A 13540-nucleotide genomic window follows, 5' to 3' on the forward strand; every position below is an offset into this window, starting at 1 on the left:
TTATTATAAATGAGCGACCAAAAGTTTAGCGTTTGGGTGCAGGTTCGCCAAACTTAATTAAAAGTGCGATCGCAATACTAACAAGCAAAATTAACGTCATACTTAAAGCGGAACCAAATCCCCAATTTTGGGTTGCTCCCAGAAACTGGTTATAAACTAACCTTGCTGCCGTCATACTAGAAGCACCACCAAGTAATTCTGGATCGACAAAATCTCCCAAGCCTGTAATGAATACAAGCATTGAAGCAGCCGTAATTCCAGGCAGAATTTGCGGTACCGTTACCTGGAAAAAAGTTTCCATCGGATTTGCACCTAAATCAGCCGCCGCTTCTAACAACCGCTTGTCTAGCTTTTCGAGAGAAGCATATAAAATCAAAACCATATAGGGTAACAAGCTGTAACTCATACCAATAAATACAGCTTGACTCTGGTTAAGTAATTGCAAAGTAGGCAAGCCTAAAGTGCTGAGTAAACTGTTCAACAAACCAGTAGGACGAAGAATTGTAATCCAAGCATAAGAGCGAAGTAATGAGGAAGTCCACAAAGGCAAAACAAAGCCTAATAGCAGCAAATTACGCCAACGCTGCGGCGCTATTTGAGCAATCCAATAGGCGACAGGGAAGCCTAAAATTAAACAAATTATTGTAGTGCCCAACGCAAAAAATAGCGATCGCACAATTACTTGTAAGTAAAGGGGGTCAAATATTCGGATGTAGTTTTGGAATCCGTTGGGATTAACCAAATCTCCCGGTCGAATGTCTGCAACTAAACTTAACTCGAAAATTATCAAAGCTGGCAGCACCAACAAAAGTAATAACCAAATCCCCGATGGTGCAAGTAATATCAAAGGTTGCAGCCAATTTCCTCGCAGGCGAGGCAATTTTTCTATTTGGGAAATTCCATTTTTTTCAATATTCATTACTTATAAATCTAACTCCTAACTATTTTAACTGCTAGTTAATTGAGTCCAATAGCGATCGTAAACCTCTTCAAAGTCTCCTACAGGAGTAACACGTTCACAGTTTGCTAAAAGTGATTCTGCGGGAAATAAATTAGCATTGTCTTGGATTGTTTTTGGCAATTGCTCAAATCCAGCCCTATTAGGCGTAGAAATACTCAAGCGTTGACTGATTTGGGCTGCTAATTCTGGTTGCAAAATCATGTTGATCCAAGCATAAGCTCCAGCTAAATTAGGGGCTGTTTTCGGAATAACAATAGTGTCTGTCCATAATGAAGAACCACTGCGAGGAATCACATATTTGAGTTTAGGGTTTTCTTGAGCAATTTTTACTGCATCTGCTGAATAGCACATTGCTAATAGCAAATCTCCTGCCAGAATTTGATTTTGCCAAGCGTCAGTGTCAAAACGTGCGATCGCAGGTTTTAGCACCTTCAACTTTTCATAAGCTTGTTTGATTTCTTGTTCGTTTTTGGAGTTGTAAGAATAACCTAGCATCCGTAAGGTCGCACCCATAACTTCTCGAACATCATTAAGCAAGGTCATCCGTTGATTAAGTTCTTCTTGGTTCTGCCAAAGGTAATCCCAGTCTTGTGGTGCATCTTTGATTTTTTCGGAATTGTAAAGCAAACCTGTTGTCCCCCAGTTAAAAGGGATGCTATATCGGTTATTGGGGTCATAGCTAGGATTCTGAAATCGGGGGAATAAATTCTCTAAACCGATTAAGCGATCGTGATTTATCTCTGTTAACAAACCTTTGTTTACCATCTTCTGCACCATGTAATCAGATGGGTTGATGATGCTGTAAATGCCACCACCTCCAGCTTGCAACTTGGCCAGCATGACATCATTGGAATCATACACATCCGCTAGCACTTTCATACCAGTTTGGGTGCTAAAAGTTCTCAGTAATTGGTTGTCAGTATATTGTGTCCAGGTAAAGACATAAAGTTGGTCACGTTGACCATTCGTATTAGAATTAGCACGGACTTCAGCCAATCTCCAGCCACAACCAGCTAAAGATAAGCTAGAAAGTGCTGCTACCCCTTTTAAAAATCGCCGTCTGTTAGCCATTAAGTTAGAAGTTATTCATCGACAACTTCTAGATTACGGTATACTTTGTATTCCCTGGCCTAATTTTCTGGCATCAATGTATCATTCTTCACTTTAGAGCTTAGTTAATTTATAATAGTTTTCTTCACTCAATGAGATCCCTGCATGGAAGGAATTTTTTATCATACGGGTATCAGTAGGACAAGAAACCAGAATTTTTTGCAGATGGAATTATGTAGATTTTGAATATATAGCTTAAACTAGTAGGTTTATCATCATATTTCTTATAGCTTCAATCAATCGGCTGTTATGCTCTTCCCAAGAAAGCCAAACAAGTTTGTAGAGAATTGCGGCACAAAGTATTTAAATATGTTGTTAAACATTTGTAAACTGTTAGCAGCCGAGTAGCCGCGTGTCACATCTTGTTAAGGAATTATCATGAGACAACTTGTTATCGTTGAGCGCGTATGCCTGATTGGTCATATCGTGTCAAAAGCCTTCGGACTGGTAGGGATGCTACTGGTCATACCTAATGCCGACATAATTTTCAACTTATCGCAGGTTGGAGAAACTGCCGTACAGTTAAGTATGGCAGGCGGCGGTGTAGTTGATATCATTTTGGGGACAATAGCTGTCTCTATTTATGCCTACCGGACGCTGGGATTGGGAACTTGGCTAGCATTTATGCTGCCGGCTATGCTTATCTCTTTGGGAAGTGAACTACTGGGAACCAGCACAGGTTTTCCATTTGGAGATTATAGCTACTTGAGTGGCTTGGGTTATAAGATTGCAGGGCTAGTTCCTTTCACAATCCCTTTGTCTTGGTTCTATGTTGGACTGTCGTCTTATTTAATTGCGAGAACTGGTTTGAAAGTGGCTCAAAAGCCCAGTTGGGGTCGCCATATTGCGGCTATAGCTGTTGGTGCTTTACTCTTCACTTGCTGGGATTTTGCCCTTGAGCCAGCTATGAGTCAAACTTCTCTGCCTTTTTGGTATTGGGAACAACCAGGAGCCTTCTTTGGCACACCTTACCAGAACTATGCAGGTTGGTTTGGCACTAGCGCCCTGTTTATGAGTGTGGCAGGCTTGTTGTGGAGAAACACATCGATTAAATTAGAGCGATCGCAACTTAATCTCCCCTTAGTCGTTTATTTGACTAATTTTGCCTTCGCCGCCGGGTTAAGTTTGGCTGCTGGGTTCTCCATTCCTGTATTGCTCGGTTTATTGCTTGGTGTGGTTCCCGCCGTGGCTCTGTGGTTAAGAAGTTCAACCACAGCTACTCAAGTTGCTGTTGAACCAGTAAGCAAAGAAGTATCAGTAGCAAAGGTTGAAGTTGCTTTAAAATAGCCTAGAAATTGCGGAGTGGGGAATGGAGAATGGGGAATAGAGTAACAGGGATTAGCAATTCCCAATTCCCTATTCCCAATGCCCATTTATTTTGTATAGTCGCACTTTTAATTGATAAGTATTTTGACAACAGTAGACAACTCTTTAATAGTAGAAAGTGCCATATCCTTTTTATTGCTACTTATTCAAGTACCAGCAACGGCGATTCTGTTTTCGCGCTTGTTAAAGGGGCCAAGAAGGCTGCCACCAATCAAACCGCAACAGCCAACGCCAGAGCTTTTAGGTAAGGTTAGTGTCGTAGTTCCCACACTGAACGAAGCCCTTCGCATTAGCCCTCTGTTAGCTGGTTTAAGTCAGCAAAGCTACGAAGTTCGGGAAATCCTTGTTGTAGATAGCAACTCCAGTGATGGTACACCCAACTTAGTAAAAGCCACACAGCAAAAAGATCCGCGCTTTCGCGTGATGACAGATGATCCTTTACCCTCTGGTTGGGTGGGGCGGCCCTGGGCGTTGCATAACGGTTTTCTATATAGCTCTGAGGGTAGTGAGTGGTTTTTGGGGCTGGATGCTGATATTCAACCACATCCTGGTTTAGTTGCGGGTTTAGTGAAGACGGCCGAAGCACAAGGCTATGACTTAGTTTCCCTTTCGCCCCAGTTTATCCTCAAATATCCAGGGGAATGCTGGCTACAACCAGCTTTGTTGATGACTCTACTTTACCGATTTGACCCTGCTGGCATTAATACAGAGCAGCCTGAACGGGTGATGGCAAATGGGCAGTGTTTTTTGTGTCGTCGCTCCGTTTTAGCTGCTGTGGGTGGTTACAGCAGCGCCAGTAGTTCTTTTTGTGATGATGTCACCTTGGCACGAAATATTGCAACTCTTGGGTATAAAGTGGGCTTTTTAGATGGCGCAAAGGTGCTGAAAGTACGAATGTATGAGGGGGCGATAGAGACGTGGAAAGAATGGGGGCGGAGTCTAGACCTTAAAGATGCAACTTCTCGTTCTCAGTTGTGGGGAGATTTATGGCTACTCACATCTGTTCAAGGTCTACCCCTTTTAATTGTCCTCAGTTTTTTATTGATTTCTCCCTCACTCTCGTACTCGTTAGAGATGCAATTAATCGCGTCTCTACCTACTCCCCTACTTCTTCTACTGGGACTGAATTTATTCTTGGTAGTGATTCGCTTTGCGATGCTAATTGCGATCGCACCTTCCTACGATCGCAAAAGTGCTAAAGGTGGCTGGTTATTCTGGCTTTCCCCTTTAGCTGATCCCCTAGCTGTGCTGCGAATCTTCTTATCTGCGTTCCACAAGCCACGCGAGTGGCGAGGACGCAAATATATATAGTGGGGAATTGGGAATGGGGAATTGGGAATTGGGAAGAGGACTTGGGGACAAGGAGAATTGGGGACAAGGGGAAAGACTTGTTTCAAGTTCTCACCTCTTTTCCCCTTGTCCCCTTGTCCCCCTTGCCTCCCCTGCCCCCTTGCCCATTCCTACTCCTCTTCACCTCCTACTTGATCCCCGCGTTCCAGTTCCCAAAGAATTTGATTTCCTTCACGGCGTACCCGTGACACTATCCAGTTTCGCCAGCGCCATTGATCTCCCCGACTGGTAACAGCGCTGGCGTGGACATCCATCAAGTCTGCTAACTCAGAACTGGTGATTAAGTAGCCTTTTTCTGAAATTTCGTCAGCGATACGCAGAGTTTCGACCAAGCTGCGGAGTTGCGAAACCCTCATTTCTGCCGGTTTTTCATCGATAGTGGCCGCAGTAGGCCCAGTTGATGGTTCCATAACGGTTATTTCTAGTGCAGAAGTACTGATTTCTTGGTGACTTTGGTTAATTATTCGAGACTTTTTTTCATAATCAGCTACTTTTGCTACATTTAGTTCATTTGTGGAAGGTAAAGATTTATAAAAATTTGTAGAAGTAAATTGTTGTAGCGAAGGGATTTTGCCACTAGCATAAGTGCGAGCGATCGCATCACAACGTTCGTTACCTATGTTACCAGAATGTCCCCTGACGTGTTGCCATTTTACCTGTTGGGTATTGAGTTCATCAAGAGTTTCTAAAAGCTCTTGGTTTTGGACGGGTTTACCATCTGATTTTTTCCAGCCTTTCTTTTTCCAGCCTTTCACCCACTTGGTAACGCAGTTAATCAGGTATTCGCTATCGGTATGGAGGGTGATTGGTTGGGCTTGTTGAGATGTTTGCAGGAATTGGAGGGCTGCGATCGCAGCTTGCATTTCCATTTTATTATTGGTGGTATGAGCCGATGCATCGCCCATTTCGTGGATTGAGCCATCGCTAAAGTAGACGACAACTCCCCAACCACCAGGGCCAGGGTTCCCGGTGCAAGCGCCATCGGTGTATATACTTTGGATTGTGGGTTGAGTGGACATGGTTTAGGATATCGAACCCCAAAGGACGAGCAGTTAAAACTGAAGATGCGATTTGGTTGGTTGCTAGTGCGATCGCTGTGCTACTGATAAACTTTTCTAAGTTGCGATCGCTTTTTACGTTGTAGATGGTCAATAGTACCTTGGATTCTACTATGGTTTTACTCTGTGTAAATTACTAAAATTTGTCTTCCCATCATGCCTAATGCCACTCCAATCATCACAATAAGTGTCAACTTTCCACCAGGAACGAGTGGTTGATTTGTGTTATCTGAGTTTTCTTGTTCTTGACGTTGCTTCCAACTCATTAACACCGGAATAATTCCACCCAGAACTGAGATACTGAACGTTCCAGTGTAATCTAGAGCAGTAAAAAAGATGCTGGGATTGAGCGTTCCGAGAGTCATCGGCGGGAAAAGAACCAGTGAATACAGGGGGAAACGGCTAGAAAGCTTTCCCTGTCCAAGAAAAATATCTTCGAACAAATCCAGCAATCCGTACACAAATCCAATGAATGATGTGACGATCGCAAACTCTGAAAAAATAGATACTAAAACTCCTAACCATTCTCCCGCACCGCCTGCTCGGAGAATTTGCAGTGGGTCAAAAACAGTTCTACCATCAGATGTGTCATATTGCATATCAGGACTGACGCTTCCTAAAATTACGGCATTCCACGCCAAGAACATAATTAGAGGAATCACAGAACCAATTAAGATAGACTGACGAATTTTGCCGGCATCCCCTTCGAGTTGCGTCACAACTAACGGCACAACGTTTTGAAAAAATAGCGCCACAGACATCACTGAAATAGCACTACCAAGGGCACTCCAGTTCTGAAATAAGAGTTGGGCACTCTGAATGTGCCTTCCTGCGAAAAACAATAATCCCAAAAAAGACACGATGACAATTCCGACAAAGGCACTATTTAATTTCTCAATAAACTTTTCTCGCCCAAGATACATAATGCCACCAAATAACAGCGTGAAAGTCGTTGTGCCCATCCACGTTGGTAATATCTGCACACTCCAGATTTTTGCTGCCGCATATCCTAAAATCTCTCCACCTTGGGTAATGTATGCCACCAAGAGAGCATAATGCATAAATAAATATGCACCGCCAGCCATTTTCGCTCCCAGCTTACCAAGGATTTTCTCAACAACTCCCAAAAAACCTATGCTTACACGCCCTTCTGTTCGCATCGTGTTTAAGGTAACTTCTGCAACCAATAACCCTGAAACTAAAGCGTAGAGCCAAACAGCAATCAGTCCAGATGTGGATGGTATAATACCAGAAGGCAGAGTAACGGCTGGTAAGGCGAGAATTCCAGCCCCAACAGTGGTTCCCGCAATCAATGCAGTACTCCCCAATACACTACCCGGTTGATGATTAAGCTTTTTTCCATCAAATTCAAGATGAGAAAACAACCGAGTGACTTGCTCTGAATCTTTGAGAACAGTCTCTATGGGAAGCATACTGAATACCCGTACATAAACCCGATTAACAATACTAGCATCTGGAAATATTCTTCGCAAAAACACTGATATTCCTATTTTTGCAGAGAAATTTTAGCGAAAAATAAGCGATCGCCATTTCATCGCTAACACAACTTTTTAAGCAAAAGTGTAATTTGTAGTGCTTGAAAAAAGTTATTTCATAATCAATTTGATTCTCAAAATAAAACTACCTCTAACTTTCACTTGAGCTATCGGAATTTAAAGGTAAAATTACTGTAAATGTAGTACCGACTCCAATTTGACTTGTAACACTAATTTTACCCCTGTGAGCATCAACGCACCTTTTAACGATTACTAAACCTAACCCAGTACCCTTAATTGATTGGACATTTGAGCCTCGGTAAAATGATTCAAAAAGTCTAGCTTGATCTGCTTCTGGAATGCCCATACCTTGATCTTGAATATAAAAAATTGCTACCTTCTTAATAGGATCGCATATTAAATTAAACTCAATTTTGCCACCTTGTGGAGAATATTTAATCGCGTTTGAGAGGAGATTCCCGAACATATAATTTAATAGTCCTTCATCCATTACAGCGTCAGTGCGATCGCTATGACAGGTAAAAACAATTTCACACACGCTACTTTCAACAATAGAAAAATCTTTGATTAACTCCAAACAGAATTGCTCTAAGTTAAGTGGAGCAGGGTTATATACAAGTTTTTTTGCCTCCGCTCGACCCACAAACAGCACTTCTTCCATGAGTTTTTCCATAGACTGCACAGCACCTTGAATTCGCTTTAAATAAATTCCTCTTTTTACATCTGTCAAATTTGCTCCTTTCATCTCTATAAGCTCTACTGCCGTTTGAATAACAGTCAGGGGATTACGGAACTCATGAGATACGGTAGAGATAAATAAGGACTTAAGACGGTTAAGTTCTTGCTCCTTTTCTAATGCTTTCTCTAGCACTTTTGTTTGGCGGCGATCGCTAAGATCCCAGAAAACAACTACTACACCATTTATTTTATCTGGCCCTCCCTTCAGTGGCGAAGCACTATCACCAATTGGAACTCTTTTTCCGTCTCTTCTAATCAGAGATGTGAATTCCTCTAAATAAACAACTTGCTGCTCTCGCAGCACTTTTGTCACTGGGTTTTCTAATATAGTATCTGTGGCTTCATCGACAATATGAAAAATATTTGCTGCCTCATTTCCTAAAGCATCTTTTTGCTGCCAGCCAGTTAGTGCCTCAGCTGCGGGATTCATAAATGTCACATTTCCCTGCTCATTTGTAGCGATTACAGCATCGCTTATTGAGTTTAAAAGGGTTGCCAACTGATCTCGATTCTGCCGTAGTTCACGCTCTAACTGGTGTTTTAGAAGACCGATTTCAATTGCTATCTTTAAATCTTTTGTAGTAAATGGTTTAACAATGTATCCAAAAGGTTGGGTAATTTTGGCTCTTTCTAAAGTATTATTATCACCATAAGCAGTTAAAAATATTACAGGAACATCTAACTGCTCGCGAATATGGCTGGCAGTAGCAATACCATCCATTTCACCTTTAAGAATAATATCCATTAATACTAACTCTGGTTGAGTTTCCAATGCCTTAGCTATGGCAACTTTTCCAGATGAAGCTGTTCCCGTAACAACATAACCTAGCTGACTGAGTTGGCTAGAAATAGCCCTAGCAACAATCACTTCATCTTCAACAACTAAAATCCTAGCTTGACCCATTTGATATTTACTGATGCAAGGTTAACTACTTAAATTTGATTTTGAATCCTGTTCCATGATTACGTTCTAGGGTGATGTTGCCTTCTAGCTGTTCTGTAACCAAGTCATATACTAAGGACAGACCCAAAGAATCAGTATTTGTCCAATCTAAATTATCTGGTAAACCAATTCCATTATCTTGGATAGTCATCTCGATACTATTATTGATATTGCGTAGAGCAATACTGATTGTACCTACTTGTTGATTCGGAAAAGCGTGCTTGAGAGCATTGGAGATTAATTCGTTAATAACCAATCCACAGGCAATAGCTTGATCGACATTCAAATTCACTGAATCTATATCAGTTTCTAGAGTAATTCTATCAGGCCATATTTGATAGGAAATTAGCAGGCTTGCTGCTAAATTACTTATATAATCGGCAACATCAATCTGCCCAATATTAGCAGAAGTGTACAAATTTTTATGAATTAAAGATATTGACTCAATTCGGTTTTGACTTTCTCGAAGAACTTTGATAGCTTCAGGATCTTTGAGTGTTTGAGACTGAAGTTGTAATAAACTAGAGACAATTTGCAAATTATTTTTAACTCGATGATGAACTTCCTTTAACAGAACTTCTTTTTCAGCTAAGGCATTTTTTAATTTGACTTGAGCTTTTTGTCTTTGAACAAGTTCAGTTTGAGCTTGCTCAAAGATGCTGGATTGTTGAATTGCGATCGCTAATTGGACTGTCACTTGATCGAGCAAATCTAATTGATTTTTTTCCCACTCACGAAAACCAGAACATTGGTGAGCAATCAGTAAACCCCAAAGGTGAGAGCCAGGGTTTTGAGAACTTACTTCTAGTAAAATGGGTACAACTAAATTTGCTTTGACTTCAAATTGTTCTAATAAGCGAATATGACAGTCAGTTAGTCCAGCTTCATAAATATTAGCGATCGCTCGTTTGTTTACTTGGTAATATTCCGCTCCTTTGTCTGTTTGAAAACACGTATCATAAATCTCTACCCCCAAAGAAACTCTCCATCCAGGTTCTACTGACTCCGCCATGATTGTACCGATCATTTCTGAGTCAAACTGATAAACTACTACTCGATCAACCCCAAGTAAATCTCGCACTTCTTGAACTGTTGCATTCAAAATATCTTGGAGATTCAAAGATTGACGAATTCGTTGAGCAACAGTTCGCATCAATTGCTCGCGTTCGGCTTGACCTTTTAGAGCCAGTTCAGTTCGCTTGCGCTCCGTGATATCTTGACCAATAGTGATAATTTGACCATTTGAAAGTTTAACATTTGTCCAAGATGTATCTAGTAAATCACCATCCCGAACCTGAGTTCTGAAGTCAGCCCAATTGTGTTGTGCAGACTGCATAAAATTAATCACACCCTGTCGATACTCAGCATTAGGATATAATGCTTCCAAAACATCACCTGCTTGGAAGTCTTTAAATTTCCAGCCTAAAACACTTTCCCATTCTTGATTTACCCACTGAAGTTTACCATTGGCATCAATAAGTGCAATCATCAATGGTATACTCTCAAAAATTCTCCGCAAAAATTCATTTTGCTCTTGAAGTTTTCTTTCTATTCGTTTGTGTTCTGTAATGTCTCGGATATTAACTAACCGAGCATTATAATTGGCATAGTTTATTGTATGCGTGACAACCTCAACATCAAGAATTTGTCCGTCTTTTCGTCGATGTAGCCATTGTCCAGAAAAGTGCAAGTTAGTGTGCTTTTTTCCTAAATATTCTCTGAAGATAGGTATATTATCTGGAGGGCAAATGTCAGTTATTCGCATTTGCAAAAATTCTTCTCGTGAGTAGCCGTAGTGGATAACAGCAGCTTCATTGACATCCAAAAATTGCAGATTATTCTGGTTATATATCCACATTGGGTTAGGATTTTGAGAGAAAAGAAGTACTTCTAGCTGTTGGCTTTCATTTTCAGGAAATAGCATTAGTGGTTGTGTGAAAAAATTTTGTAAAATACTAGATTTAATTGGCTTCAATCTCAAAATAAAATTAACAGAACTTACGTATTAAAAATCTGAAATCCAGATATCTCTTGAGCTATGCCACTTGCTCTACTTGAGGAGACCCCAGACGCTCACAGGCTCTCTAATGCTTTTAGTATCTCCCTATGGGAGAAGACCGCAGTAGTTCCCTTTTTTTTTGATAGAAACAAGATGAGTTTTAACACATCTTCTAAATATTAATTAAATGTTTCTAAAACTTGTAAATTAAAATCGTGGTTTTCCTAATGTTAGTAATGGGATATTAAATTAGCTAAATCCATGTTCAAATTAAAAAATAATTTGATTAAAAAGTTCTAAACCAAAAAAAATAACTATTTCTTCTGGATTGTGTAACATGAACGCCATCGATTACAGGCGTTCATGTTACACAATCCACAAAATTGGATAATGTACTTACTTATTGAAAATCCCTTAACCAAAGTTTTTACTCCACAACACTGTTAAAATATTTATGTTTTATTGGAATAATTTATTCCATCTGAATAAGCACTTGAGGTTGCTTAAAGGTGATATGAAAATGTGTCTATAAAAGTGATGCAAAACTACAGCCTGTAGGGGCAATTTATGAATTACCCCTATGTAAATAAAGCGTAGCCTCACCTAGAATTAGTATGAGTTTCAAAAAAGCTCATATTCCCCATCAGTATTTTTATCAAATTATGGACACTTTTTGCAACATAATTGATAGATGAGTTTATACCAATTTTTTGTGAAACAGCACAAAATGAGTCAGTTTTGGTAATACTTGGGCTTAAGACCCTTGTTATATCTAATTTAGATGTGTTTCAGGTAATTTGCGGTAGCCGGCGGTAAGCTTATGCACATCTACGTTTTATCTTGGGTGTCCCAATGTAGTGATATATAGAGCAGCTTCATCAGCAGGAATACCCAAAACTTCATTTACTTGGTCATCAAAGAATCCACCGATACCGCTAACGCCTACATTTAGGTGCATTGCGGCTAAATTCAGGCGCTGTCCCAAATGACCGGCATCCAGATGTAAATAACGGTAAACGCGATCGCCATATTGAGCGATCGCAGCTTTCAGATCGGCTGTATGGAATAATACTGCTGCTGCATCCCGCCCTAATTCTTGCCCCAAGCAGAGAAAATGTAACTCTCGCCGGAAATTTTTAAACCGAATTTGGCGTAATTCTTGGGCTTTTGGCGCGTAATAGTAACAACCTGCCTCCAGTCCTTTAACTCCGCAAACAGCAATAAATGTTTCTATTAAATTCAAATCAAAGTAGTCTGGAGAAATATCTAAACTTTGGTCGATGTAATTTTGCGGTTGGTAAGTGAAGTCGAGGAGACTTTTTAATTGATCGAAAGTTAAATCATCACCATTGTAAGCGCGGGTAGAGCGCCGCTTATACATTGTATTTTCCAGTTCTGACAGCTTTTGTCCCCAGTCTATAGGTGTAGTGGTGGTGGGAATTTTCAAACAGAAAGGAAAGTTATATTTATCCTCTAAAGATTTTTCTTGTTTGATGACTGGTAGATTGAGATTGCCAGTTATACCTGATTGAATTTGGGTGTGTCGATGGAAATATGTCAGCAATTCACCATCGGGGATTTGAGGATAATTGGTTTCGGTGGCGGAAGGTAAAGCAGTACATCCCAATGGCAAATTTTGATTGACATCTAACAAGTCTGCCAGAGGTAAGACAGCGATCGCACCTTCTTGTTGCGGATCTATATAAAGCAGATCGTTTACCGATTCATCCACAAAGCCGCCGATTAAATGAGGACGAAAGTCAGTAATCGCGCCAGCCAATTCGATATTACCCAATAGATGTCCCGTATCTAGAAAAATCCGGCGATAAGCCCGATCTTCATAGCGCCAGGCAGAACGATAAAATACCGCAGTGACAATAATTGCTAATTGGGTGTTTTCTAAAGAAGGATGCCAGAAACAAGCTGCTTGAAGAGTTTGCCAAACATCACTTTCCCAATAATGCATTAGTGAATGAGTCCGACACTGGTAGTTATACAAACCAGGTGGCAATAACGACGTGCCACGGGAAACCACATACACCTCGGCAGGGTACAATCCGCCGGCACTGGGAGCAGCGCGTAAATATACCGCACTACCCATAGAAGGCATTCTCGCTGTCAATCCATAGCTGCGAAACAGCAACCGTGAAAGTCTTTGCCACCATTGAGCATCTGGGTTGTTGGCAAATCCCTCTGATTTTTCTTGGATATAGGGTTTGAGATCAATATTAGAGCCAATTTTGTACTCTTTGAAAGGCACTGGCTGTTTAGTCCAGTCTAACTGCTGACTTTTGGAGGCAAGAGTCTCAGGGTTGTATTTAGTCCGTTCGTGATAATGCTGGGCAATTGATTGGTGTAATTCTGGCATAGTACTTTTAATATCCTTGGGGCATTCTTTTTTTGATCTTGGCATTCATTAGCCTCATTGTTTCGTGTCAATTCGTACAATCCTCATAGTCACAAAGTGGTAATTGGTAACAACTGCATTGGGAATGGGGAATTGGGAATTGGGAATCTGGGCAAAAATAATGTAGAGAC

General features: G+C 40.7%; 9 protein-coding genes. 2 read left to right on the forward strand and 7 right to left on the reverse strand.

From position 1 onward, the window contains the following. Nucleotides 1-25: 25 nt before the first annotated feature. A complete protein-coding gene (locus FD724_RS13215) occupies nt 26-919 on the reverse strand; it encodes an ABC transporter permease (protein ID WP_179072952.1) in 894 nt (297 codons plus the stop codon). 27 nt (nt 920-946) lie between these two features. Next, entirely contained in the window at nt 947-2032 is a 1086-nt protein-coding gene (locus tag FD724_RS13220) for a PotD/PotF family extracellular solute-binding protein (protein WP_114084065.1), read from the reverse strand. A 417-nt stretch (nt 2033-2449) separates the two neighbouring features. Here FD724_RS13220 and cruF point away from each other — a divergent pair, with 417 nt between their 5' ends. Both cruF and cruG read left to right on the forward strand, forming a co-directional pair. Further along, the gene (gene cruF, locus FD724_RS13225; RefSeq protein ID WP_179072953.1) at nt 2450-3358 is read left to right on the forward strand and encodes a gamma-carotene 1'-hydroxylase CruF; all 909 of its coding nucleotides are present in this window, start codon (nt 2450-2452) and stop codon (nt 3356-3358) included. 123 nt (nt 3359-3481) lie between these two features. Next, nucleotides 3482-4708, forward strand: a complete 1227-nt coding sequence (cruG, locus tag FD724_RS13230) for a 2'-O-glycosyltransferase CruG (protein ID WP_372726509.1) — start codon at nt 3482-3484, stop codon at nt 4706-4708. A 149-nt stretch (nt 4709-4857) separates the two neighbouring features. Here cruG and rnhA read toward each other — a convergent pair whose 3' ends face one another. The 5 genes from rnhA to FD724_RS13255 all read right to left on the reverse strand — a co-directional run bounded on the left by rnhA (nt 4858) and on the right by FD724_RS13255 (nt 13370). Next, nucleotides 4858-5766, reverse strand: a complete 909-nt coding sequence (rnhA, locus tag FD724_RS13235) for a ribonuclease HI (protein WP_179072955.1) — start codon at nt 5764-5766, stop codon at nt 4858-4860. Between the two features lie 158 nt (nt 5767-5924). Beyond that, the gene (locus FD724_RS13240) at nt 5925-7238 is read right to left on the reverse strand and encodes an amino acid permease (RefSeq protein ID WP_179075500.1); all 1314 of its coding nucleotides are present in this window, start codon (nt 7236-7238) and stop codon (nt 5925-5927) included. Nucleotides 7239-7452: 214 nt separating this feature from the next. Continuing rightward, nucleotides 7453-8964: an ATP-binding protein gene (locus tag FD724_RS13245; protein ID WP_179072956.1), complete on the reverse strand. Its 1512-nt coding sequence runs from the start codon at nt 8962-8964 to the stop codon at nt 7453-7455. Nucleotides 8965-8989: 25 nt separating this feature from the next. Continuing rightward, nucleotides 8990-10927 (reverse strand): PAS domain S-box protein, encoded by a 1938-nt coding sequence (locus FD724_RS13250; protein WP_179072957.1) that lies wholly within the window; start codon nt 10925-10927, stop codon nt 8990-8992. A 910-nt stretch (nt 10928-11837) separates the two neighbouring features. Beyond that, complete coding sequence (locus tag FD724_RS13255) at nt 11838-13370, reverse strand: SagB/ThcOx family dehydrogenase (RefSeq protein ID WP_179075501.1); 1533 nt, start codon at nt 13368-13370, stop codon at nt 11838-11840. Nucleotides 13371-13540: the final 170 nt, after the last annotated feature.

The organism is Nostoc sp. C057 (assembly GCF_013393925.1).
GTDB lineage: Bacteria > Cyanobacteriota > Cyanobacteriia > Cyanobacteriales > Nostocaceae > Nostoc > Nostoc muscorum_A.